This is a genomic window from Pseudomonas sp. RA_15y_Pfl2_54 (assembly GCF_963971015.1).
Classification (GTDB): Bacteria; Pseudomonadota; Gammaproteobacteria; order Pseudomonadales; family Pseudomonadaceae; genus Aquipseudomonas; species Aquipseudomonas baetica_A.
In genome coordinates this window covers 1-23,645 of the sequence record NZ_CAXAPN010000045.1, presented here as the reverse complement: position 1 = coordinate 23,645, position 23,645 = coordinate 1, and the positions used below count along the sequence as shown (strand labels likewise).

Annotated in this window: 19 protein-coding genes and 1 tRNA gene; 15 read left to right on the top strand and 5 right to left on the bottom strand. The window is 56.3% G+C overall.

The genetic code is table 11. The features are described 5' to 3' along the window. Window positions 1-100: 100 nt before the first annotated feature. The 3 genes from AACY50_RS26095 (at window position 101) to AACY50_RS26085 (ending at window position 4,224) form a co-directional block, all read left to right on the top strand. Entirely contained in the window at window positions 101-1,372 is a 1,272-nt protein-coding gene (locus tag AACY50_RS26095; protein WP_339539492.1) for a YeaH/YhbH family protein, read from the top strand. After that, window positions 1,369-2,931, top strand: a complete 1,563-nt coding sequence (locus tag AACY50_RS26090) for a SpoVR family protein (protein ID WP_221731106.1) — start codon at window positions 1,369-1,371, stop codon at window positions 2,929-2,931. Before AACY50_RS26095 ends, AACY50_RS26090 begins: the two co-directional genes overlap by 4 nt. Before the next feature lie 63 nt (window positions 2,932-2,994). After that, window positions 2,995-4,224: a multifunctional CCA addition/repair protein gene (locus tag AACY50_RS26085; protein WP_339539490.1), complete on the top strand. Its 1,230-nt coding sequence runs from the start codon at window positions 2,995-2,997 to the stop codon at window positions 4,222-4,224. Window positions 4,225-4,307: 83 nt separating this feature from the next. Here AACY50_RS26085 and folK read toward each other — a convergent pair whose 3' ends face one another. Together folK and folB are read right to left on the bottom strand one after the other, a co-directional pair. Then, entirely contained in the window at window positions 4,308-4,826 is a 519-nt protein-coding gene (gene folK, locus AACY50_RS26080) for a 2-amino-4-hydroxy-6-hydroxymethyldihydropteridine diphosphokinase (protein ID WP_339433297.1), read from the bottom strand. Further along, window positions 4,817-5,173 (bottom strand): dihydroneopterin aldolase, encoded by a 357-nt coding sequence (folB, locus tag AACY50_RS26075; protein ID WP_056786656.1) that lies wholly within the window; start codon window positions 5,171-5,173, stop codon window positions 4,817-4,819. Before folB ends, folK begins: the two co-directional genes overlap by 10 nt. A 74-nt stretch (window positions 5,174-5,247) precedes the next feature. On the opposite strand from folB, the gene plsY reads away from it, so the two are divergent. After that, complete coding sequence (plsY, locus tag AACY50_RS26070; protein ID WP_339433296.1) at window positions 5,248-5,817, top strand: glycerol-3-phosphate 1-O-acyltransferase PlsY; 570 nt, start codon at window positions 5,248-5,250, stop codon at window positions 5,815-5,817. A gap of 23 nt (window positions 5,818-5,840) precedes the next feature. Here plsY and tsaD read toward each other — a convergent pair whose 3' ends face one another. Then, window positions 5,841-6,866: a tRNA (adenosine(37)-N6)-threonylcarbamoyltransferase complex transferase subunit TsaD gene (tsaD, locus tag AACY50_RS26065; RefSeq protein ID WP_339539487.1), complete on the bottom strand. Its 1,026-nt coding sequence runs from the start codon at window positions 6,864-6,866 to the stop codon at window positions 5,841-5,843. A gap of 199 nt (window positions 6,867-7,065) precedes the next feature. Here tsaD and rpsU point away from each other — a divergent pair, with 199 nt between their 5' ends. The 9 genes from rpsU to AACY50_RS28875 all read left to right on the top strand — a co-directional run bounded on the left by rpsU (window position 7,066) and on the right by AACY50_RS28875 (window position 20,327). Next, entirely contained in the window at window positions 7,066-7,281 is a 216-nt protein-coding gene (gene rpsU / locus AACY50_RS26060) for a 30S ribosomal protein S21 (RefSeq protein ID WP_002551877.1), read from the top strand. Between the two features lie 486 nt (window positions 7,282-7,767). Further along, window positions 7,768-9,732, top strand: coding sequence for a DNA primase (dnaG, locus tag AACY50_RS26055; RefSeq protein WP_339433335.1), 1,965 nt, complete (start codon window positions 7,768-7,770; stop codon window positions 9,730-9,732). Between the two features lie 67 nt (window positions 9,733-9,799). Further along, window positions 9,800-11,647 (top strand): RNA polymerase sigma factor RpoD, encoded by a 1,848-nt coding sequence (gene rpoD, locus AACY50_RS26050; protein ID WP_339433294.1) that lies wholly within the window; start codon window positions 9,800-9,802, stop codon window positions 11,645-11,647. Window positions 11,648-11,773: 126 nt separating this feature from the next. Beyond that, a complete protein-coding gene (locus AACY50_RS26045; protein WP_339539485.1) occupies window positions 11,774-15,520 on the top strand; it encodes a bifunctional diguanylate cyclase/phosphodiesterase in 3,747 nt (1,248 codons plus the stop codon). Window positions 15,521-15,535: 15 nt separating this feature from the next. Then, window positions 15,536-15,612, top strand: a tRNA-Ile gene (locus tag AACY50_RS26040). 128 nt (window positions 15,613-15,740) lie between these two features. After that, window positions 15,741-16,811, top strand: coding sequence for a tyrosine-type recombinase/integrase (locus tag AACY50_RS26035; RefSeq protein ID WP_339539483.1), 1,071 nt, complete (start codon window positions 15,741-15,743; stop codon window positions 16,809-16,811). A gap of 378 nt (window positions 16,812-17,189) precedes the next feature. Continuing rightward, window positions 17,190-18,350, top strand: a complete 1,161-nt coding sequence (locus AACY50_RS26030) for an SIR2 family protein (protein WP_339539481.1) — start codon at window positions 17,190-17,192, stop codon at window positions 18,348-18,350. Window positions 18,351-18,352: 2 nt separating this feature from the next. Then, window positions 18,353-20,116 carry an ATP-binding protein gene (locus tag AACY50_RS26025; protein WP_339539479.1) on the top strand — a complete coding sequence of 588 codons (1,764 nt, stop codon included), beginning with the start codon at window positions 18,353-18,355 and terminating at the stop codon, window positions 20,114-20,116. Continuing rightward, window positions 20,109-20,327, top strand: coding sequence for a KTSC domain-containing protein (locus AACY50_RS28875; RefSeq protein WP_122759328.1), 219 nt, complete (start codon window positions 20,109-20,111; stop codon window positions 20,325-20,327). The genes AACY50_RS26025 and AACY50_RS28875 overlap by 8 nt, the downstream gene beginning before the upstream one ends. 345 nt (window positions 20,328-20,672) lie before the next feature. Here AACY50_RS28875 and AACY50_RS26020 read toward each other — a convergent pair whose 3' ends face one another. Continuing rightward, window positions 20,673-21,776, bottom strand: coding sequence for a helix-turn-helix transcriptional regulator (locus AACY50_RS26020; protein ID WP_339539477.1), 1,104 nt, complete (start codon window positions 21,774-21,776; stop codon window positions 20,673-20,675). 413 nt (window positions 21,777-22,189) lie between these two features. On the opposite strand from AACY50_RS26020, the gene AACY50_RS26015 reads away from it, so the two are divergent. Both AACY50_RS26015 and trfA read left to right on the top strand, forming a co-directional pair. Next, window positions 22,190-22,408: a hypothetical protein gene (locus tag AACY50_RS26015; RefSeq protein ID WP_054998860.1), complete on the top strand. Its 219-nt coding sequence runs from the start codon at window positions 22,190-22,192 to the stop codon at window positions 22,406-22,408. A gap of 9 nt (window positions 22,409-22,417) precedes the next feature. Then, window positions 22,418-23,308 carry a plasmid replication initiator TrfA gene (trfA, locus tag AACY50_RS26010; RefSeq protein WP_339539475.1) on the top strand — a complete coding sequence of 297 codons (891 nt, stop codon included), beginning with the start codon at window positions 22,418-22,420 and terminating at the stop codon, window positions 23,306-23,308. Between the two features lie 241 nt (window positions 23,309-23,549). Here trfA and AACY50_RS26005 read toward each other — a convergent pair. Beyond that, a partial coding sequence (locus AACY50_RS26005) for a transposase domain-containing protein (protein ID WP_221733679.1) occupies window positions 23,550-23,645 on the bottom strand: 96 nt, incomplete at its 5' end.

Here is a 23,645-nt window from a genome sequence, read left to right as displayed (position 1 = left end):
ACAAGCGGCAAGAGAAAAGCGGGTGAGCCCCGATATCGGGAACTGACGGCGCATCGCTTGCTGCTTGAGGCTTACGACTTCAAGCTCCCCGGAGGGGCCTATGAGCTATGTAATCGACCGACGTCTCAACGGCAAGAACAAGAGCACGGTGAACCGTCAGCGCTTTCTGCGACGTTACCGTGACCACATCAAGAAGGCTGTCGAAGAGGCGGTCAGCCGGCGCTCCATTACCGATATGGAGCACGGCGAGCAGATCAGCATTCCCGGTCGCGACATCGATGAACCGGTACTTCACCATGGTCGCGGCGGCAAGCAGACGGTTGTTCATCCCGGCAACAAGGAATTCACCGCCGGCGAACACATCGCTCGCCCACCGGGCGGCGGCGGCGGACGTGGACCGGGCAAGGCCGGCAACTCTGGCGAGGGCATGGACGAGTTCGTCTTCCAGATCACTCAGGAAGAATTCCTCGAATTCATGTTCGAAGACCTCGAACTGCCCAACCTGGTCAAACGCAATCTGACCGGTACCGACACGTTCAAGACCGTTCGCGCGGGGATCAGTAACGAAGGTAATCCCTCACGCATCAACATCATCCGCACCCTGCGCTCAGCTCATGCGCGGCGCATCGCCCTGTCCGGCAGCAGCCGCGCAAAACTGCGTGAAGCCAAAGAAGAACTGGCGCGCCTCAAGTGCGAGGAGCCAGACAACTTCGGCGACATTCAGGAAATCGAGACGGAGATCGAAAAACTCAGCGCGCGCATCCATCGCGTGCCGTTTCTCGACACCTTTGACCTTAAATACAACTTGCTGGTCAAGCAGCCGAATCCAAGCTCCAAAGCGGTGATGTTCTGCCTGATGGACGTCTCCGGCTCCATGACCCAGGCGACCAAGGACATCGCCAAGCGCTTTTTCATCCTGCTGTACCTGTTTTTGAAGCGAAACTACGACAAGATCGACGTGGTGTTCATCCGTCACCACACCAGTGCCCGTGAAGTCGACGAAGAGGAGTTTTTCTACTCGCGGGAAACCGGGGGCACCATCGTCTCCAGCGCCTTGAAAATGATGCAGGAGATCATGGCCGAGCGCTATCCGAGCAACGAGTGGAACATCTACGCGGCTCAGGCTTCCGACGGCGACAACTGGAACGACGACTCACCGATCTGCCGCGACATCCTGATCAACCAGATCATGCCGTTTGTGCAGTACTACACTTATGTGGAAATCACCCCGCGCGAACATCAGGCCTTGTGGTACGAATACGAACGTATCGCCGAAGCCTTCTCTGACACGTTTGCCCAACAGCAACTGGTCTCGGCCGGGGATATCTATCCGGTCTTCCGTGAACTCTTCCAGCGCAGGTTAGTGACATGACCGCCAAAGAGCAGAAGCGCCAACCCATTTCCACCGGCTCCGAATGGACATTCGAGCTGATCCAGACCTACGACCGCGAGATCGCCCGCATCGCGGCGGGCTATGCGCTGGACACCTACCCCAACCAGATCGAAGTGATCACCGCCGAGCAAATGATGGATGCGTACGCTTCGGTCGGCATGCCGCTGGGTTACCACCACTGGTCCTACGGCAAACACTTCCTCAGCACCGAAAAATCATACAGCCGCGGGCAGATGGGGCTGGCGTACGAGATCGTCATCAACTCCGATCCGTGCATCGCCTATCTGATGGAGGAAAACACCATCTGCATGCAGGCTCTGGTGGTGGCACATGCCTGCTATGGCCACAACAGTTTCTTCAAGGGCAACTACCTGTTCCGCACCTGGACCGACGCCAGTTCGATCATCGATTATCTGGTGTTCGCCAAGCAGTACATCATGCAATGTGAAGAACGCCATGGCATTGATGCGGTAGAAGACCTGCTCGACTCCTGCCACGCACTGATGAACTACGGCGTCGACCGCTACAAACGCCCTTATCCGATTTCCGCCGAAGAAGAACGCCGACGGCAGAAGGATCGCGAAGAACACCTGCAGAAGCAGATCAACGATCTGTGGCGCACCATCCCCAAAGGCGCCGACAAGTACAGCGACAAGGATAACGCCCGCTTCCCGGCCGAGCCGCAGGAAAACATTCTCTACTTCATCGAGAAACACGCGCCGTTGCTGGAGCCGTGGCAGCGCGAAATCGTGCGGATCGTGCGCAAGATCGCCCAGTATTTCTATCCGCAACGCCAGACTCAGGTAATGAACGAGGGCTGGGCGACGTTCTGGCACTACACGTTGATGAACGACCTGTACGACGAGGGTCTGGTCACCGATGGTTTCATGATGGAATTTCTCACATCGCATACCAGCGTGGTGTTCCAGCCAGGCTTCGACAGCCCTTACTACAACGGCATCAACCCCTACGCACTCGGCTTTGCCATGTACCGTGACATTCGCCGCATGTGCGAAGAACCCACAGAAGAAGACCGTCACTGGTTCCCCGAGATCGCCGGGACTGACTGGTTGTCGTCCATCAAGTTCGCCATGAGCAGTTTCAAGGACGAAAGCTTCATCCTTCAGTACCTGTCACCGAAGGTGATCCGCGATCTCAAGCTGTTCAGCATCCTCGATGACGATCAAAAGGACGATCTATTGGTGCCGGCGATTCACGACGAAACCGGTTACCGGATCATTCGCGAAACCCTGGCTGCGCAGTACAACCTCGGCAATCGTGAACCAAACGTGCAGATATACAGCATCGATCGTCGCGGCGACCGCTCGCTGACCCTGCGCCACCAGCAACACGACCGCAAACCGCTGGGTGACTCCACTGACGAGGTGCTCAAGCACTTGCATCGCTTGTGGGGCTTCGACATTCATCTGGAAACCCTGCAAGGCGACCAGATCATGAAAACCCATCACGTACCGCCACGCAGTGAACACAGCGAAGGGGATTACGGTCGACTCGACCTGGCCGTCATTCATCTTTGATCCGCTAGCGGCCTCCGAAAGTCCGACGCAAGGGTTATCCTGTCGGGCTAACGGAGGTTTTTTATGCAGATTTTCAAGGTTGGCGGTGCAGTACGTGATCGCTTGCTGGGCAAACCGGTCACCGATGTCGATTGGGTGGTCGTTGGCGCCACTACGGAAGAAATGCTCGCCAAGGGTTATCGCCCGGTTGGCGCAGACTTCCCGGTGTTTCTTCACCCAAAAAGCGGCGAGGAATACGCCCTCGCCCGCACTGAGCGCAAAAGCGGTCGTGGCTATGGCGGTTTTACTTTCCACGCCAGTCCCGAAGTCACACTTGAAGAAGACCTGATACGCCGTGACCTGACCATCAACGCCATGGCCGAGGACGATCAGCAAAATCTGACCGATCCGTACCATGGCCAGCGCGATCTGGAGGCTCGAGTTCTGCGCCACGTTTCTCCGGCGTTCGCCGAAGATCCACTCCGTGTACTGCGCGTTGCACGCTTCGCGGCCCGATACGCCGAGCAGGGTTTCAGCATTGCACCCGAGACCCTGGCGCTGATGAGTCAGCTCAGCGATTCGGGCGAACTGGAGGCGCTGACGGCTGAACGCAGCTGGAAAGAAATCTCCCGGGCACTGATGGAAAATCAGCCACAGGTGTTCATTGAGGTGCTGCGCGAATGCGGCGCTTTGAAGGTGCTGATGCCGGAAGTCAACGCGCTGTTTGGCGTACCGCAACCGGAAATTCATCACCCGGAAATCGATAGCGGCATTCACACGTTGAGCGTGCTGGAGCAATCAGCGCTGCACAAGCAACCACTGACCGTGCGCTGGGCCTGCCTGCTGCACGACCTCGGCAAAGGCCTGACCCCTGAAGAAGAATGGCCGCGGCACATTGCCCACGAGCACAAAGGGCTGAAGCTGATCAAAGCCGTCAACGCGCGGTTCAAGGCGCCGAAAGATTGCCAGGAACTGGCCCTGCTGGTTGGCCAGTATCACACCCATGGCCACCGCGCTCTGGAGTTGAAAGCATCGACATTGCTGGAGTTACTGCAGAGTTTTGACGTGTATCGCCGACCGCAGCGTTTTGAGGAGTTCATTGCCGCCTGCGAGATGGATGCGCGAGGCCGTAAAGGGTTGGAGCAGCGCAGTTATCCACAGGCCGATTACTTGCGTGGCGCCGCAACAGTGGCGCGAGGTGTGGCGGTGCAACCGTTGCTGGAGAAGGGTTTCAAGGGCCCGGAACTGGGCGAGGCGCTCAAGCGCGAGCGGCTCAAGGCCTTGAAGACTTACAAGGAAGCTTCGGCCTGCTGAACAGCTTCGCGAGCAAGCCAGCGCTCACAGGTAACATGCGCTCCAATGCGGGCGCTGACTTGCTCGCGAAGGTGTCAGTCAGGTCAACACAGAACTGAAGGGGTCAATTGCTCACCCCGCCACTCAAACCTCACCGGCGCCAACACCTGATCAATCTGTGCCTCAGCCCACAACGTCGCGAAGCTTTTTCCCACACCCGGATGCACGCGATCCGGGGCAATCAACGACAACGGCCACAACACAAAGGCATTTTTCAAGATTTCGGCTCGGGGCAGCACCAGCCCGTCGAAATTGCCCGCCAGATCGCCGTACAACAGCACGTCGATATCCAGCGGCAACCCCTTGCGATCCGGGGCATAACGGCCGTTATCGGCCTCAATGAATTTCAACCGGCGATCCAGCTCCATCAACGGCAAATCGGTAAACGCCGAGACCACGAAATTGAAGAACGGCCCGCTCTTGACGCCTACCGGCTGGCTCTCGAACACCGCCGAACAGCGGATATCCACCAGAAACGTGGCCAGCGCATCAAGACCGGCACGCAAATGGGTTTCGCGCTCGATGTTACTACCGAGCCCGAGATAGACCTGAGTCAGCGACATCCGCGCTCGATCTCCACACCCACTCCGCCTTTGGCGGCCGGCACGGCGCCAGGCTTGGTCAGCTTCAGACGCACCCAAGTGATCTTGAATTCAGTCATCAGCACCTCGACCAGACGCTCAGCGAAGGTCTCGACCAACTGAAACTGCGCCTGCTCGGCAAAAGCCTGAATACGCGTGGAAACGCTAGCGTAGTCGAGCGCCAGGGTCAGGTCGTCACCGGCGGCGGCCGGGCGATTGTCCCAGGCGAAGCTCAGATCAAGACGCAGGCACTGTCGGATGCCGCGCTCCCAGTCGTAGGCACCGATGACGGTGTCAACTTCCAGGCCCTCGATAAATACTCTGTCCAAGCACTTTTCTCCGCTGCACGACAAGGGCGCAATGCGCCGTTAGAATCAGGGCGTCCTCGCCCGGAATAGTTAGCATGTTTTGGTTACTGGCGACTCTCGCCTACCTGCTCGGCTCGCTGTCCTTCGCCATTTTGCTCAGCCGCCTGACCGGAAACCCGGATCCGCGAATGAGTGGCTCGGGTAATGCTGGCGCCACCAACATGCTGCGCCTGGCCGGTCGCAAACTGGCGATCCTGACCCTGCTGGGTGATCTGTGCAAAGGCCTGCTGCCAGTGCTGATCGCATCCGCAGCAGGCCTGTCGCTGCAAGATCAGGCCTGGATCGGCGTGTGCGCCGTGATCGGTCACCTGTTCCCGCTGTATTTCCGTTTTCGCGGCGGCAAAGGTGTCGCCACTGCTGCCGGCATGCTGCTGGGGCTGTATCCGCCCGCAGCCCTGCTGGCGGTGTGCGCCTGGCTGCTGACGTTCTACCTGACCCGTACCAGCTCGCTGGCGGCCCTGATTGCGACACCGCTGACCCTGCCGTTGCTCGCCTGGCAGGAACCGGAGGCGCTGTTGCCGATGTGCGCATTGACACTGCTCATCGTCTGGCGCCACCGCGGCAATCTACGCGACCTGTTTGCCGGGCGCGAACGGCATTTCTAAATACCGTTCAAGAGCGACGCTCATTACAACGCCGACAACTGCTCCATCGGCCAGCGCGCCTGCACGCTGATCGCCAGGCTTTCCTGCTGACCGGCTTGCAAACGCTGGCAGCCGGCAAACGCAATCATCGCGCCATTGTCGGTACAAAACTCGGGGCGCGCATAAAACACGTCGCCCTTCATGTCGCCGAGCATTTTCTCCAGCGAAACGCGCAATGCCTTGTTGGCGCTGACGCCACCGGCGATCACCAAACGCTTCATGCCGGCCTGTTTCAGGGCACGCTTGCACTTGATGGTCAGAGTCTCCACCACGGCCTGCTGGAACGCCAGCGCGATGTCGCAGCGGGCTTGCTCGCCGTCGTCCCCGGCGCTGACGCACTGCTGCCAAGTGTTGAGTGCGAAGGTTTTCAGACCACTGAAGCTGAAATCAAGCCCCGGGCGATCGCACATCGGACGCGGAAAAGTAAAACGTCCCGCGACACCCTTTTCCGCCAGCTTGGCGATTTCCGGCCCGCCCGGGTAATTGAGGCCCATCATTTTCGCGGTTTTGTCGAAAGCTTCACCGGCGGCGTCATCAAGGGTCTCGCCGAGCAGGCTGTATTGGCCAATGCCATCGACCTGAACCAACTGTGTATGGCCACCGGAGACCAACAAAGCGACGAACGGGAATTGCGGCGGTTTCGGTTCCAGCATCGGCGCCAGCAAATGGCCTTCCATGTGGTGCACACCCAGCGCCGGAATGCCCCAGGCAAAGGCCAGCGCTTGTGCGCAAGAAGCGCCGACCAGTAGCGCACCCACCAGGCCAGGACCTGCGGTATAAGCGATCGCATCGATCTCGGTGGGCACGCAGTCAGCCTCGGCCAACACCTGACGAATCAAGGGCAGCATGCGTTTGACGTGATCACGCGAGGCCAGCTCAGGCACCACACCGCCGTAGGCACGATGCAAGTCGATCTGACTGAACAATGCGTCGGCCAGCAAGCCGCGTTCACTGTCATATAATGCGACACCGGTTTCGTCGCAGGAGGTTTCTAATCCCAGTACTAGCATGGGTTTGCGCCTTGTTTAGGCTGAATTCGAAGGCGCGCATAATAGTCGCCGCGTGATGCCCCGGCCAGCGGTTTTCGATCAGAGGCTTTGCATTCCGAGCGATGAGGGGTTAACATCCGCAACCCTTAAAAACCGACGTCTTCAAGTGCTCTTTTGCCGCGAGGATGTTGACCCCGGTAATGAATGAAGGTAGCTCTGGATGCCAGCCGTCAAAGTTAAAGAGAACGAACCCTTCGACGTAGCTCTGCGTCGTTTCAAGCGCTCCTGCGAAAAAGCCGGTGTACTGGCTGAAGTTCGTAGCCGCGAATTTTACGAGAAGCCAACTTCTGAGCGTAAGCGTAAAGCAGCAGCCGCTGTTAAGCGTCACGCCAAGAAAGTTCAGCGCGAACAGCGCCGCGCCGTTCGTCTGTACTAATACACAGACGTTCGTAGCAAGCTTCTTGCCTAAGCCCGGCCCTCAGCCGGGCTAATGGCATTTGCGTAAAACGCTTGATGCTTCACCGTCGAAGCCGCAGACGCGACTTAGACAAATCTGCTTCACCGCGTCAGGCCTGGCTCTTTTGCCAGCGGTGCACGTCTTTTCTGACGAGCCTTTCAAGGCTACTGACGAGCACACCCACTGATTTCTCTAACGACGATCAGCCCAAGGCACCTGCATGCGTGCCCGTTTTATTGAGCTATCCGAGGCCATTAACCGGCCGTCAGCGGATTCAGCGCAACACTTTCAAATAGTCGAAAACTGATAGGCATTAACGTCAGTGGATTTTCGGCAGATACACTTCCCGACAGCGATCAAGCAGACGACACCGGTCGAGCCGCACATTTTGCGCGCTTCGAGCAACGAACCGTGTTCGGCCGCCCTTCGCATCGGACTTATTACAGCGCAGACGACGAGAACGCCATGGCCGGGCTGATTCCCCAGAGCTTTATTGACGACCTCCTGAACCGCACCGACATCGTCGACGTGGTCAGCTCGCGCGTGCAACTGAAAAAAGCCGGCAAGAACTACACCGCCTGCTGCCCGTTTCACAAAGAGAAAACCCCCTCGTTCAGTGTCAGTCCCGACAAGCAGTTCTATTACTGCTTTGGCTGCGGCGCTGGCGGTAATGCCCTCGGCTTTCTTATGGATCATGACAACCTGGACTTCCCCCAGGCTATCGAAGATCTGGCGAAAGCTGCCGGCATGGAAATCCCCCGCGAAGAAGGTGGCCGTCAGCACAAACCGCGACAGCCGACCGACTCGCCGCTGTATCCGCTGCTTAGCGCCGCCGCCGACTTTTACCGGCAGGCACTGAAGAGCCATCCATCGCGCAAAGCCGCAGTGGATTACCTCAAGGGCCGTGGCCTGACTGGCGAGATCGCTCGGGATTTCGGCCTCGGCTTCGCACCGCCCGGCTGGGATAACCTGCTCAAGCATTTGAGCAGCGACACATTGCAGCAAAAAGCCATGATCGACGCCGGCCTGCTGATCGAGAACGCCGAAACCGGCAAACGCTATGACCGCTTCCGTGATCGCGTGATGTTCCCGATCCGCGACACCCGAGGCCGGATCATCGCTTTCGGTGGGCGCGTGCTCGGCGATGACAAGCCCAAATACTTGAACTCGCCGGAAACCCCGGTATTCCATAAAGGCCAGGAACTCTACGGCCTTTATGAAGCACGCAAGAACAACCGCAACCTCGACGAAATAATCGTCGTCGAGGGCTACATGGACGTCATCGCCCTCGCCCAGCAAGGCTTGCGCAATGCCGTCGCGACGCTGGGCACCGCCACCAGCGAAGAGCACTTGAAGCGCTTGTTCCGCGTCGTGCCGAACGTACTGTTTTGCTTTGACGGCGACCAGGCCGGCCGCAACGCCGCCTGGCGCGCACTCGAAGCAACACTGTCGAGCCTGCAAGACGGTCGCCGCGCGCGATTCCTGTTCCTGCCCGAGGGCGAAGACCCGGACACCCTGGTCCGCGCCGAAGGCACCGATGCTTTCAAAGCCCGAATCAATCAGCACGCCCAACCGCTGGCGGATTATTTCTTCCAGCAACTGACAGAAGAGGCCGATCCACGCTCACTCGAAGGCAAGGCCCACATGGCCACCCTCGCCGCACCGTTGATCGACAAAGTACCGGGCGCCAACCTGCGCATCCTGATGCGTCAGCGCTTGACCGAAATCACCGGCCTGAGCAGCGAAACCGTCAGTCAACTGGCGCAAAGTGCGCCGCAGGAAGCGCCACCCGCCTACGATCCGGGCATCGATTACGACGCAATGCCGGACTACAGCGACTACCATCAGCCGCAGGCACAGGACATGTATGTGCCGCAGCAAGAGTGGACGCCAAAGAAACCCGGCGCCGGCGGCAAGAAGTGGGACAAGAAACCCTGGGACAAGAATGGCAAGCGCGGCGGAGATCGTGATCAACAACGCCCGCGCACGCCCATCGGCGTGGAGTCACCGACCCTGACGGCCCTGCGCACACTGCTCCATCACCCGCAATTGGCCGAGCGCGTCGAAGACGCCGGGCACATCGCGGATGAAAATCAGACCAACGCCCAGTTGCTTGTGGCGCTGCTCGAAGCCGTACAGAAGAATCCCAAGCTAAACTCATTTCAGTTGATCGCACGATGGCACGGCACTGAACAGGGTCGCTTGCTCAAGGCGCTGGCAGAAAAGGAGTGGTTGATTGACGGAGATAACCTTGAACAACAGTTTTTCGACACCATTACTAGCTTGTCAGCCCGCCAACGCGAGCGAAATCTGGAACAGTTGCTCAGCAAAGCGCGTCAAAGCGAACTGAGTATCGAAGAGAAAAATCAACTGCGCGACCTATTGAGTCGCAATGTTTCCGCATCAAACCCGACCTCAACTGGCGCGTGAGGTCATAGCTCAGGTATAATCCTCGGCTTGTTTTTTGCCCGCCAAGACCTTCAGTGGATAGGGTGTTATGTCCGGAAAAGCGCAACAGCAGTCTCGTATTATTGAGTTGATCAAACTGGGTCGTGAGCAGAAGTATCTGACTTACGCCGAGGTCAACGACCACCTGCCCGAGGATATTTCAGATCCGGAGCAGGTGGAAGACATCATCCGCATGATTAACGACATGGGGATCCCCGTACACGAGAGTGCTCCGGATGCGGACGCCCTTATGTTGGCCGACGCCGATACCGACGAGGCCGCTGCGGAAGAAGCAGCCGCTGCGTTGGCAGCGGTGGAGACCGATATCGGTCGCACCACCGACCCGGTGCGCATGTACATGCGCGAAATGGGTACGGTCGAGCTTCTGACTCGTGAAGGCGAAATCGAAATCGCCAAGCGGATCGAAGAGGGCATCCGTGAAGTGATGGGCGCGATCGCGCACTTCCCTGGCACGGTTGACCACATTCTCTCGGAGTACACCCGCGTCACCACCGAAGGTGGTCGCCTGTCCGACGTTCTGAGCGGTTATATCGACCCGGACGACGGCATCGCGCCGCCTGCGGCAGAAGTGCCGCCGCCTGTCGATCCGAAGGCCGTGAAAGCGGACGACGATTCCGACGACGATGAAGCCGATTCTTCCGATGACGAAGAAGAAGCCGAAAGCGGTCCGGATCCGGTTATCGCTGCCCAGCGTTTCGGCGCTGTGTCCGATCAGATGGAAATCACGCGCAAGGCTCTGAAAAAGCACGGTCGCAGCAACAAGGCAGCGATTGCCGAGCTGCTGGCTCTGGCCGAGCTGTTCATGCCGATCAAACTGGTCCCGAAGCAATTCGAAGGCCTGGTCGAGCGTGTTCGCAGTGCCCTGGATCGCCTGCGTCAGCAAGAGCGCGCGATCATGCAGCTATGCGTACGTGATGCACGCATGCCTCGCACCGATTTCCTGCGCCAATTCCCGAGCAACGAAGTTGACGAAAGCTGGTCCGACGCCCTGGCCAAAGGCAAGAGCAAGTACGCCGAAGCCATCGGCCGTGTTCAGCCGGACATCATTCGTTGCCAGCAGAAACTGATCGCGCTGGAAACCGAAACCGGTCTGACCATCGCAGAAATCAAGGACATCAACCGTCGCATGTCGATCGGTGAGGCCAAGGCCCGCCGCGCGAAGAAAGAGATGGTTGAAGCGAACTTGCGTCTGGTGATCTCGATCGCCAAGAAATACACCAACCGCGGCCTGCAATTCCTCGATCTGATCCAGGAAGGCAACATCGGTTTGATGAAAGCGGTGGACAAGTTCGAATACCGCCGCGGTTACAAGTTCTCGACTTATGCCACCTGGTGGATCCGTCAAGCGATCACTCGCTCGATTGCCGACCAGGCCCGCACCATCCGTATTCCGGTGCACATGATCGAGACGATCAACAAGCTCAACCGTATTTCCCGCCAGATGTTGCAGGAAATGGGTCGCGAACCGACCCCGGAAGAGCTGGGCGAGCGCATGGAAATGCCTGAGGACAAGATCCGCAAGGTATTGAAGATCGCTAAAGAGCCGATCTCCATGGAAACCCCGATCGGTGATGACGAAGACTCCCATCTGGGTGACTTCATCGAAGACTCGACCATGCAGTCGCCAATCGATGTCGCCACTGTTGAGAGCCTTAAAGAAGCGACCCGTGACGTACTGTCCGGCCTCACTGCTCGTGAAGCCAAGGTACTGCGCATGCGTTTCGGTATCGACATGAACACCGACCATACGCTTGAAGAAGTCGGCAAACAGTTTGACGTGACCCGTGAGCGGATCCGTCAGATCGAAGCCAAGGCGCTACGCAAGTTGCGCCACCCGACGCGAAGCGAGCATCTGCGCTCCTTCCTCGACGAGTGATACCAGAACCCCCGGCCCAGGCCGGGGGTTTTGTTTATGTAGAAGATTAAAGTCCTCGCTCCCCCCTCCCCCCGCATACCCCGTCTACACTCGAAACAATCACCCTTGAGCCATAACGAGAGCGTTATGCCCAGACTGGCGTCCGTGCTTTTTTTGCTGTCACTGATGATCTGGACCGCAACGGCTGCCGCGCTGACTCTGACCGATGAAGAACGTAGCTGGCTGGCGGCTCACCCCGACTTGCACCTGGGTGTGGATGCATCGTGGCCGCCCTTTGAGTTTCGCGATGACCAGGCACGCTATCAGGGCTTGGCGGCTGACTACATCGACGTCATACGCCAGCGTCTGGCGATCAAGCTCACACCTATCGAGCCTTCGAGCTGGACGCAAGTCCTGGAACAGGTCAAAAGCGGCAAGATCGACCTGCTGCCGGGGATCATGTCCACCCCGGAGCGCCAGAACTACCTGTCGTTCACCCGCCCTTACCTCGACTTCCCGATTGTCATTCTGTCCCATGTCGGCGGCGCGCAACCGCGCAAGATAGAAGACCTCTACGGCCTGAAAATTGCCGTAGTGAAAAACTATGCGCCCCACGAATTGCTTCGCCTCAACCACCCGGACCTGAATCTTGTCGCCATGCCCAATGTCAGCTCGGCATTGCAGGCACTGGCGACCGATGAGGTGGACGCGGTGGTCGGCGACCTCGCTTCAAGCGTCTGGAGCCTGCGTCAACTCAAGCTCGACGGTTTGTATGTCAGCGGCGAAACCCCATATCGCTATCAACTGGCGATGGCTGTGCCCCGCGAGAACAAAATGCTGGTGGGCATTCTGGACAAAGTCCTGGCAGACATGACCCCGGCTGAAATCAGCAGCATTCAAGAGCATTGGGTCGGTAACGTCCTCGATCACCGAACGTTCTGGTCTGACTTGCTGGTTTACGGCCTTCCCGGTCTGTTATTGCTGGTCATCATTCTGGCCGCCGTCATCCGCATCAATCGGCGCCTGAGCTCGGAAATCGCCCGACGTATCGACCTGGAACAGGAACTGCGCAGCAGCGAGTACCACTATCGCGGCCTTGTGGAGAGCCTTTCGGCCATTGCGTGGGAGGCGCGTATAAGCGACTTCACTTACAGCTATGTATCGCCCCACGCTGAAGACCTGCTCGGTTATCCGCTGGCGCATTGGCTGGTCCCCGGCTTCTGGCGCAACATCATCCATCCGGCGGATCTGACTCGCGCCCAGAGCTTCTGCGATCACGAAGTGCTGGCAGGACGCGATCACAGCCTCGATTACCGGGTGATCACCGCCGACGGTCGCTGTCTGTGGGTGCGCGACATCGTCAGCCTGATCGAACACGGCCACGAACCGGTGATGCGTGGACTGATGATCGACATCAGCGAGACCAAGCGCACCGAAGAAGCCTTGCGGCTCTCGGAGCAGAAATTCGCCTCGGTCTTCCAGCAATGTCCGGACATTCTGGTGATTGCGCGGCTATCCGACGGTTGCCTGCTGGAGGTCAACGAAGCCTTCGAGGAGCAGATAGGCCTGAAAGCCGAAGAAGTCATCGGCCAGACGGCCACCGACCTGAATATCTGGGGCATTCCCGGCGTGGGTCCGGGGTTGTTGCAGCGCTTGCAGGCCGGCAGCATCCGCAACCTGGAGATGCCCTTCCGGCGCAACAACGGCCAGGTGTTCACCGGCCTGATCTCCGCCGAGCCGTTCGACCTCGACACGACGCCTGCACTGGTGGTGGTGGTGCGCGACATCACTCAGCTCAAGGAAACCCAACAGCAACTGCAAACCTCGGAGGAGAAATTCGCCAAGGCCTTTCACGCTTCACCGGACGGTTTGCTGCTGTCACGCCAGAGCGACGGTTTGCTGCTGGAAGTCAACGAAGGTTTCAGCCGCATCACCGGCTTCAACAGCGCGATGTCGGTAGACCGCTCGGCGCTGGACCTGGGGATCTGGGTCAACCTCAACGAACGCAAGCAGATGCTCGACCTGCTGCATCGCGACGGCTTCGTCCGCGACTTCACCTGCCATATCCGCCGCAGCGACGGCCAGATTCGTCTCTGCGAAGTGTCCAGCCGTCCGCTGCCGATCGGCGAAGAAGACTGCATGTTGACCATCGCCCGCGACATCACTGAACGCCACCTGATGCAGGAAAAACTGCAACAGGCTGCGACCGTGTTCGAGAGCACCGCCGAAGGCGTATTGATCACCGACACCCAGCAACACATCAGTGCGGTCAACCGAGCCTTCACCGAGATCACCGGCTATAGCGAAAGCGAAGCACTCGGCCACACCCCTCGCCTGCTCGCCTCGGGCCTGCACGACAGCGCATTTTATGCCGCCATGTGGCATCAATTGACCCACGAAGGTCACTGGCAGGGCGAGATTTCCAACCGGCGCAAGAACGGCGAACTGTATCCGAGCTGGCTGACCATCAGCGCCGTGCGTAACCGCGACAAATTCATCACTCACTTCGTTGCGGTGTTTGCTGACATCTCCAGCCTCAAGCATGCCCAGGCCAAACTCGACTACCAAGCCCACCACGACCCGCTCACCGGCCTACCGAACCGTACGCTGTTCGAAAGCCGCTTGCTGATGGCGCTGAACAACCAGCAGGAAAACGGCAGCCAAGGTGCGGTGCTGTTCCTGGACCTCGACCGCTTCAAACACATCAACGACAGCCTCGGCCACCCCGTCGGTGACCTGCTGCTCAGGGGTATCGCGGTGCGCTTGAAAGAACAAGTGCGCGACATCGACACCGTCGCGCGGCTAGGCGGCGACGAATTCATCATCCTGCTCCCGGGCCTGCAACAGGCTAGCGACGCGGACAATATCGCGACCAAACTGCTCAATTGCTTCGGTGCACCGTTCCAGGCCGGCGAACACGAGTTCTTCATCAGCGCCAGCATCGGCACCAGCCTGTACCCGCGCGACGGTTGCGACGTCGCCACGCTAGTGAAAAACGCCGACGCCGCGATGTATCGCTCCAAAGCCAAAGGCCGCAACCGCGTGGAAAGCTACACCCGCGACCTCACCGCCCAGGCTAGCGAACGCGTGGCGCTGGAACACGAACTGCGCCGGGCCATCGAGCGCGATGAGTTGCATCTGTATTACCAACCCAAAATCAGTCTCGACGACCACAGCCTGGTGGGCGCCGAAGCACTGATTCGCTGGCGTCATCCGACCTTCGGCGACGTGCCGCCCGAGCACTTCATCCCATTGGCCGAAGAGAACGGAATGATTCTGCAGATCGGCGACTGGGTGCTGGAAACCGCCTGCCGGCAAATGTTTGAGTGGAATCAGCTCTACGAAAGCCTCGGCCCGCTGTCGGTCAACCTCGCCGGCGCGCAATTGCGCCAGCCGAACCTGCTCGGACGCATCGAACAACTGCTCAAGGACAACCGCCTGCAGCCAGGCTTACTGCAACTGGAAATTACCGAAAATTTCATCATGAGTCAGGCCGAAGAGGCGCTGGCCGTCTTGCACCAGCTCAAACACCTCGGTGTACAACTGGCGATCGACGACTTCGGCACCGGCTACTCCTCACTCAGTTACCTCAAACGCCTGCCGCTGGACATCCTCAAAATCGACCAGTCTTTCGTTCGCGGACTGCCCGACGACCCCCACGACGCGGCGATTGTGCGCGCCATCATCGCGCTGGGACGGAGCATGCAATTCACCGTAATCGCCGAAGGCGTGGAAACCCAGGCCCAACAGAAATTCCTCGCCGCCGAAGGGTGCGAACAGATCCAGGGCTACATCGTCAGCCTTCCCCTGCCGCCCGAAGAATTCGCCGCAACGTTTCTGCATATTGCCGTATCGGATTTTTCGGATAGCACAGCCGAGAAACCATCGCTATAATCCGCGGCCTACTGAGGGCCTATAGCTCAGTTGGTTAGAGCAGAGGACTCATAATCCTTTGGTCCACGGTTCAAGTCCGTGTGGGCCCACCATACTCAAAGCCGCGCATTGCGCGGCTTTTTGCTGTCTGCGAAAAAAACAGCTGGACCAGTCCTATGGTCCACAGGTACAAAATCAGTACAGTGCCAAAACACCGGTACGTTTTTGGAGCAGAAATAATATGGCCACCATCGTCAAAACAGACGCTGGCACCTGGAAAGCCCTGGTGCGGAAAACCGGCTGGCCCGCCAACGCGAAGACCTTTCGCACCAAGCGTGATGCCGAAGACTGGGCCCGTCGCACAGAAGATGAAATGGTCAGAGGCGTGTACATCCAAAGAAGTGGGTCCGAACGCATGACTCTGGCCATGGCATTGAAACGCTACCTGGCCGAGATCAGCCCAACGAAGAAACCGACGACCCAGCGCGCTGAGGCAACCAAGGCTCAACAATTGATCAGCCATCTGGGCAAGTACTCGATGGCAGCGCTCTCTGCAGAAATCATCGCCAATTACCGAGATACGCGCCTAGCCTCGATCACCAATCGCGACAAGCCAACAAGCAACAACACTGTGCGCTTGGAACTTGCCCTTCTGAGCCACCTGTACACCGTAGCAATCCAGGAGTGGGGGTTGGGGCTAAGTTTCAACCCGGTGCTGAACATCCGCAAGCCAAGTCCCGGCGAAGGCAGAGATCGGCGACTATCTGCCGAGGAGGAACGCCGGCTACTGGCTGCAGTGAACGCGCACAGCAACCCGATGCTGGGCTGGATTGTTCGAATCGCCTTGGAGACCGGAATGCGCTCGTCAGAGATAACATCGTTGCGCAGACATCAGGTCGATCTGAAAAAGCGCGTGGTGCGCCTCTCGGACACTAAGAACGACAGCGCCCGCACCGTGCCGCTGACCCGGTTAGCCACCGACACGTTCCAACTGGCAATGAACAACCCTATTCGCCCAATCGATTGCGATTTGGTGTTTTTTGGGGAGCCTGGCAAAGAGGGTAAGCGCAGCGCTTATGCTTTCACGAAAACTTGGGGAAAGCTGAAGACCAAGCTAGGAATGCCGGACCTGCGCTTCCATGACCTTCGTCATGAAGCGGTCAGTCGGCTGGTCGAAGGTGGCCTTTCTGATCAGGAGGTGTCCGCCATTAGCGGGCATAAGTCCATGCAGATGCTGAAGCGTTACACGCATCTGCGCGCCGAGGATCTGGTAAGCCGATTGGACAAGCTAGAGGCGAGAGACCCTAACTGAGTGAATGCATAGCCACCTAGCTTTTACATTCGACGTTACCGATCATTCGCCCGATGTAAATATTGCAAACGGTGCCCGGCATGAATGGAAGTAATCTGAGAGCCAATAAAAACGAAGAAAGGAATGGTTGCATGGCATTGAGAGCTCGCATGGGCTACCTGCGCTTTGGAAATTTTTACGGTGCGTATTATGAGGAGCTGCACGTCAATAGCAGGAAGACTTGCTCAACAAAATGGCTTTTATAACAATGCCTTAGGGCCTACAGAAGGGAGAATAATTTAAAAGAAGCTTCACGATCGAATAAATTATACCGAATAACACCACGCAACTGTGATACTTGGTCTAGCCTGCTTACACCCTCATGGAATTGGTGTAGATATGGTCACGCACGACCCCTTACGATTTGTCTCTGGCTTAGGGGCGAAACTGGCGACGCGCTCAAGACACGTATGTACCTTTTTTGGTGCTGGAACTTCGAAAGCATGCGGTCTCCCAGACATTGCCCAATTGCAGGAACGAGTGCTTGCAAGTCTCAACAATGACCAAAAAACCCTATTAACTCTACTGCTGAAAGGTCGGAACTTGGAACAAGGCCTTAGTCGGCTAAGGCGCATAAGTGCACTGTTAGATGGCGATCAAACTCTAGACAACTTCACTGCTCAGACAGCATTAGATTTAGACCTAGCCATCTGTCAAACAATCATTAAAGAGTTAGATATTAGCAATGCCAACCACACACCAAGTAGATACTTTGCAGCTTGGCTTGCCCGTACAAACTACCACACACCAGTAGAAATATTCACAGTCAATTATGACCTTTTACTGGAGACCGCACTTGAAGAAATGCAAGTTCCTTATTTTGACGGGTTTATCGGAAATTTGCGCGCCCGAATTCAGACGGATCTAGTGGAAACTCGACCAGGTTCTGAAGCAGAAAGTATTCCTGCCTTTTTTTCACGCTTATGGAAACTACACGGATCCGTCAACTGGGCATGGGAAGACGATCGCCAAATTGTTCGAGTCGGCCAGCCGATCCATAATGAAATGGCGGCAGCGATATATCCTTCCGATACAAAATATGAAGAGTCTAGGCGAGTACCTTTTCTTGTCCTTCAAGATCGTATGCGCAGAGCATTTCACCAACCAGAAACACTTGTATTAGTGGCTGGATATTCGTTCGGAGATGCTCATTTAAACGAACTAATCTTTGATGCAGCGATGCGGCGTGAACGCACAGAAATAGTTGTTTTTTGTTATTCAGCCATTCCAGACATCCTGGCCGACCGAGCACTTTTGACGCCAAACCTTCAGGTGCTAGGCAATCAAGAGGCAATCATAGGCGGAGTAAGGGCTAACTGGACAGAAGCAGAAGAAGACTGCCCAGGCATATATGAACAGAATTCATTCTTACTCGGAAACTTCAGCAAACTGGCAGAGTACCTAGCAAAAAGTACTAGCCGTGATTTTGACAATAATATTCGACTCGAAAATATACTAAAATTGGCAGCGGGAATCCAAAGTCTAGGCGCAGGAGAATAAGCATGTCATGGCAAGATCCGACGTGCATAGGTAAGGTAAAGAACGTTCTTGGTGCTACCGTTATAGTTGCACTCGATCCCAACCTCGCTGGAGTGGCACCAATTTACCGGGGGCGGCTTCAACCTATTGGACAAATCGGCTCACTCGTTCGAATACCTCAGGGCCTTATCGACCTTATTGCCACTGTAACTCTTGTAGGTATCGCAGAGCTTGTGGGAAAAGTAGCTCTTTCCGATACTATTGAGCGCGACGAACGCTGGTTAGAAATCCAATTACTTGGGGAGATTGATCGGGCAACGGGCCGGTTTCAACGAGGAGTTGGTGTATTTCCCGGACTCGATGACCCTGTTCATTTCGCGACACCTGAAGAACTTACCGTTATCTTCCCCCATGCGGATGATGAACATTTACGATTAGGGTGTTTATCCGCAACCGAAGATGTACCAGTTTGCCTTAACGCGAAAAAGCTTGTCGTAAGACATGCCGCGGTCGTAGGGTCAACAGGATCCGGCAAAACAACTGTAGTGGCATCTCTATTACAGAGTTTTATAAGAGGCGGCTGGAACGCAGCCAATATTGTAGTTGTCGATCCGCATGGAGAATATGGACGTGCTCTTGCCGAGAGCGCCTCCGTTCGTAGTGTGCTCGCTGATGATATTAACCGCCTCAGAGTTCCATACTGGGCATTGCCTGCAAACGACATAGTAAGAATATTTGCCGGCGGGCCAGGCGGCCCCACATTCACTAATCGATTTAACGATCTCGTGGCGCAGGCACGTCGAGAATTCGTTTCAAGCTCTAGTTGGTTAACGCTTGATCCAAATGCAGTCACTGCGGATACGCCAGTTCCATTTGATATCCGCCCAATTTGGCACCAACTGGACTCAGAAAATCGTGAGACTCGCAGAGCAAAATCGGATCCCGGAACGGCGTGTCTGGTTGATCCAGGCGATGCAGCTACATTGCGATCAGGCCAATTCGAGCCGTATGGTCCTGGAGGTCAACCGCCTCATCAAAGTCCTACATTCGGAGTCTACGGTTCAACGCCTGATTTAATCCGTTTAGGACTACTTGACCCGCGGCTACGCTTCTTTCAAGAGCCTATGGGTGATCCTGCTGGTACTGACCCACTCGTTGAGGTGATGCAAGATTGGTTAGGTGGGAATCGCGCGATATCGGTCCTAGATTTCAGTGGGGTCCCTGCAGCAGCTGCAGATCTTGCTATCGGCGTCGTTTTAAATATGTTGTTTGAAGTCGCATTGCGTAGTGAGCCGGATGGGCCTGGAATCGGGCGCCCAAGTCCGGTTCTAATTGTCCTAGAGGAAGCACATCGATACCTCGGAGCATCTGCAAGCGCCGCTACGCGCGACTCAGCTAATCGGATCGCCCGAGAAGGGCGTAAATACGGTGTTGGTTTAATGTTGGTAACCCAGCGACCAACTGAACTCCCGGAAACAGCGCTAGCGCAGTGTGGAACGATAATTGCTCTTCGTCTTACGAATGCCGGAGATCAAGGAGCAATTCGCGCCGCGTTACCTGACAGCGTGGCAGGATTGGCATCGGTCTTACCGTCATTGCGGACAGGGGAAGCTATAGTCAGCGGAGAAGCGCTTGTACTGCCGGTACGGGCGATGTTGGATAAACCGAATCCAATGCCGCGAGCAGAGGATCCTTCTCTCGAGTCTTGGCGTCAAGCTCCGAACCTTCCAAATATAAGTGAACCATTGGCCGCATGGCGCGGTACCTACGAGGCTGAAAATGACTGAATGGATTGCTGTGTTTGGTTCAACTCGAATAGTTGCAGAAAAATACGATGCGGATTCTGAAACCATTTACGTCAGATTTCCCAATGGCGTGGAGTGGTGGTACTCAGCTTGTCCTCCGCACTTGTGGGAAGCATTCACCGCGCCAGGACAATCAAGGGGCCAATTTATTCATATGACACTTAACCACAAACCAAATGGGCGAAATGCCTAAAACTTCTCAGCGACGACGCTGCTCAGCCGGGCTTTATACTGGGCCGCGGAGGTCAACGATCAGAGCACGTCAAAGTTTACTTTAGACAGATTTCCAAAAGCTCCACTCACGGCCAGTGGAGGTACTACCGCTATTGGCCGATTTCTGTCGGGCCTCATGTCACCATGCGATAGTCGATCGGATGCAAATGCTTGCTTAACGCAAATGAGTTTTCGCTGACCGAAGACTGAATGAGTGAGCAGATACAATCACGCACCTGACCCGACTCCATCGTCCTAGCAAAACTTCAGCCGCTTTTACCCCGGCTGAAAATCCGCCGGAGCAAAAGCGGCTAGCACTGTGCCTTTACTTAGAGTCCCCCATCAGGCGTATCAGCCCATCTACTGTGCCCTTGCTGAGCCCCACTTCCTTAGCGATTACCGTGATCGATAGCCCTCTCACCGTGGCATCCCTTATAGCCTTTCTAATTGGATCTGGAACCTGCGCCTCGCCGGTTAGAGGGTTGATGTAGCTACCCGCATGGTGCGTGTTCATCAACAACTCTAGGCTTTTCTTGGCTTTTGATATCGCCTGACGCGATATTCCCAACCGCCTTGCCATCTCTGACTGGCTGATGCCTTCTTCGTGCATCATCCAAACCTTCTCGCGTAGACCAAGCGATGGACCTCTACCCCCCGTCACGACGTGCAAGCCTGAATGCACCTGGTCGTAGGCGACTTTTCTTATTTCCTGGGTATCGGCACCACTGGGTGGCCGAAGATTGAATGCAAACTCAGACCTTCCCAATCTGGTGAGTGCGGACAGGTGGCGTTGAAACGCAGCTTTATAGCGTAAGTCAGCATGATACTTGGGCGAACCGGGTTTATGTACGCGGCAGTGCCGACTGCTTAGATTCCCGGCCACGATTTTTTCGACGCGAAAACGCTCAAATACAAGGCGCAGCTTTGCAGCCTCAGCTTTCGATATCAAATTACAGGATGGAGAGAGGTGGAGGCTGCTTTCCAGCATCCAAGCCTGCGCCAGCCTGGCGTCCTGTTCTTCGGCAGAGAGATGGCATTGACCTGAGCGGACAATTTCGCTGACCTCGTAACGCTGCTGAGCTGCAATTTCCTGCAATCTGCTGGACCGAATGCTTACACGCCAGCAAAGCTCACAGTAACCGCCATCCTGTGGACGGGTCCGGTCATCTATAGCGGCATCAAAGTCCCTCAGTGCCTTTGTACGCAGAGGTCTGAAGTGGTGCATCAATCGAAACAAGTCACGTACAGACTCCAAAGCCCCGCAAAGCGATTCCGCGCCTTCGAACGGCGCCCCGCTCGGACTGAGCAAACTACGAATGGCGAACCTAATATTTGAATCCCAGCGATCCAAGTTCTGGAGCTGCCAGTCGATCTCAGGCATATTTTCTGGTCTATCGGGTATCACACCGCGAGCCAGAACATCAGCCATCAGGCCGCCTCCTCCACCTGCCTCAGCGCTCACAACGTAAGGCGCTGCGTAAAATGGTGGTGGGATATGGGCCATTTCCGACAGCCGAGCACCAGTCAGCAAACTCTTGGCCCACTCACCCTCGTAACCAGCTAGGCATTGATCAAACGGCGCATCCAAATTCGCCCTAACCAGAGGCCAGATGGGATAGCGCCTGGAGGTTAGGCTCGAGGATGCGTTAAGCCGGCCCAACACCGCTCTGTAGCCAGAAGCAAGCTGGACTGAACAACGAGGATCATGATCGTAAACATTGAGCAGATTCGTCAGATAATCGAGGCGCGCCATGTCAACCTAGAAGTTAAAAACATTCGCCTCATTCTAGGCGTAATTACTCGTAATGTTCTACCTACATTACTCACTGTAGGTAAAGAAACATGACAACCGAAGAGCTAATTCTGACCAGCAACGGGGGCTCTCCCCTACTGTCACTATCGCAGGTCGCAGAGATCCTTCATCGCAGCCCTGAGGGGCTGCGCATAACATTATCGGGGGATAACGAAATCGCCCGAAACTTAAAACCCTGCAGGATAAAAATTGGCCGACGCGTCTATTTCCGCGTAGCTGGCATAGCTCGCTTTATCGACGAAGCGTAAGACTAGCCCGTGTCCGCAGTGACCAAACTATCGCGACTAGTGGAACGGGCTTCCAGGCTCCCACCTACTCCGACGGTGGTATCACTGGAACCAGTCCGGTCTGAAAAGGTGCTGACGAGTTGGCCAGACGACGCGAGAGGCGTACCCAATATCACTCTCCGGTCTGCGCTTTTCGGGTCCAGTCGCTCCGCTAGCAACGCATTCCTACAGCGCGCCGAAATTTACACTCAGAGGCCCACGCAAATGAGATACACGGGACCACGTTTGGACCAGGGCGATTTAGATGTCTGGATCACGTTGTTGCATATCGCTCGCCAAAAGCAGATGGGGAAATCTTTTAAAACCAGCGCATACGAGCTTCTGAAACTACAAGGGAAGACGGATGCCGGGAATAATAGAAAAACCCTCTACAAGCGCCTGTTCCGCCTCGCAGCGGGCAGGCTTGAGTTAAGTGCAAAACACCAGTCCTATACAGGCGGCCTAGTTGACTCGATCTATAGAGACGATATGGAGCAAAAGCTCGTCATCACTTTGAACCTTGAGCTTTCTTACCTGTTTGGACCAAATGACTTTACCCACATTGATTGGGCCGTTCGCAGAAGTCTGAACTCGAAACCCCTAGCGCAGTGGCTACATGGGTATCTATCGACCCATGCTGAGCCCTTCCCAGTGTCGATTGATACGCTAATGAAGATGGCCGGCAGTCTCGACAGCTCTACATCAAGCCGTGAGCAAAATATTCGAAGGGCACTGGACGCACTGCAGCACGCAAACAACCTGCACGGACAGCCGTTCAACTACGAAATCGGCGGTGGCAACGTGTATTTCACAAAAACCCCAACCAGTAGCCAGGCTAGGCACATTGCAAGGAAAAGCAGCGGCTCCAAATGCAAAAAATAAGTACCGTACCATTGGCTAGGCAGCACCGTACCGTTGGCTCGGAAGTACCGTACCATCGGCTAAAAAATACCGTACGGTTGGCTACATCATTAACAAGCCAAAATGGCTACAAGCCGCGCTACTGAAGGGCTGCGCGAAAAATCCACAGCGCCTTAATCCTTTTCTAATCATCTTAATACAGCTTGGAGACCATAATGAGTGAGGTCGAAGGTAAGCGTCTGCCCAACTCACGTTGCGTAAGTCAGACAGATACCCACTGATGCGGCAGCAGTTGGTCGATCTCACTCGCCCGTTGCGTCGGCAACCGCGTCAGCACATCTTTGAGATAGGCATACGG

Excerpts from the sequence above, each read along its gene's own strand:
- AACY50_RS26095 (WP_339539492.1), top strand. The coding sequence starts at position 101 with ATGAGCTATGTAATCGACCGACGTCTCAACGGCAAGAACAAGAGCACG.
- AACY50_RS26090 (WP_221731106.1), top strand. The coding sequence starts at position 1,369 with ATGACCGCCAAAGAGCAGAAGCGCCAACCCATTTCCACCGGCTCCGAA.
- AACY50_RS26085 (WP_339539490.1), top strand. The coding sequence starts at position 2,995 with ATGCAGATTTTCAAGGTTGGCGGTGCAGTACGTGATCGCTTGCTGGGC.
- folK (WP_339433297.1), bottom strand. The coding sequence starts at position 4,826 with ATGTCGCTGACTCAGGTCTATCTCGGGCTCGGTAGTAACATCGAGCGC.
- plsY (WP_339433296.1), top strand. The coding sequence starts at position 5,248 with ATGTTTTGGTTACTGGCGACTCTCGCCTACCTGCTCGGCTCGCTGTCC.
- tsaD (WP_339539487.1), bottom strand. The coding sequence starts at position 6,866 with ATGCTAGTACTGGGATTAGAAACCTCCTGCGACGAAACCGGTGTCGCA.
- rpsU (WP_002551877.1), top strand. The coding sequence starts at position 7,066 with ATGCCAGCCGTCAAAGTTAAAGAGAACGAACCCTTCGACGTAGCTCTG.
- dnaG (WP_339433335.1), top strand. The coding sequence starts at position 7,768 with ATGGCCGGGCTGATTCCCCAGAGCTTTATTGACGACCTCCTGAACCGC.
- rpoD (WP_339433294.1), top strand. The coding sequence starts at position 9,800 with ATGTCCGGAAAAGCGCAACAGCAGTCTCGTATTATTGAGTTGATCAAA.
- AACY50_RS26045 (WP_339539485.1), top strand. The coding sequence starts at position 11,774 with ATGCCCAGACTGGCGTCCGTGCTTTTTTTGCTGTCACTGATGATCTGG.
- AACY50_RS26035 (WP_339539483.1), top strand. The coding sequence starts at position 15,741 with ATGGCCACCATCGTCAAAACAGACGCTGGCACCTGGAAAGCCCTGGTG.
- AACY50_RS26030 (WP_339539481.1), top strand. The coding sequence starts at position 17,190 with ATGGTCACGCACGACCCCTTACGATTTGTCTCTGGCTTAGGGGCGAAA.
- AACY50_RS26025 (WP_339539479.1), top strand. The coding sequence starts at position 18,353 with ATGTCATGGCAAGATCCGACGTGCATAGGTAAGGTAAAGAACGTTCTT.
- AACY50_RS28875 (WP_122759328.1), top strand. The coding sequence starts at position 20,109 with ATGACTGAATGGATTGCTGTGTTTGGTTCAACTCGAATAGTTGCAGAA.
- AACY50_RS26020 (WP_339539477.1), bottom strand. The coding sequence starts at position 21,776 with ATGGCTGATGTTCTGGCTCGCGGTGTGATACCCGATAGACCAGAAAAT.
- AACY50_RS26015 (WP_054998860.1), top strand. The coding sequence starts at position 22,190 with ATGACAACCGAAGAGCTAATTCTGACCAGCAACGGGGGCTCTCCCCTA.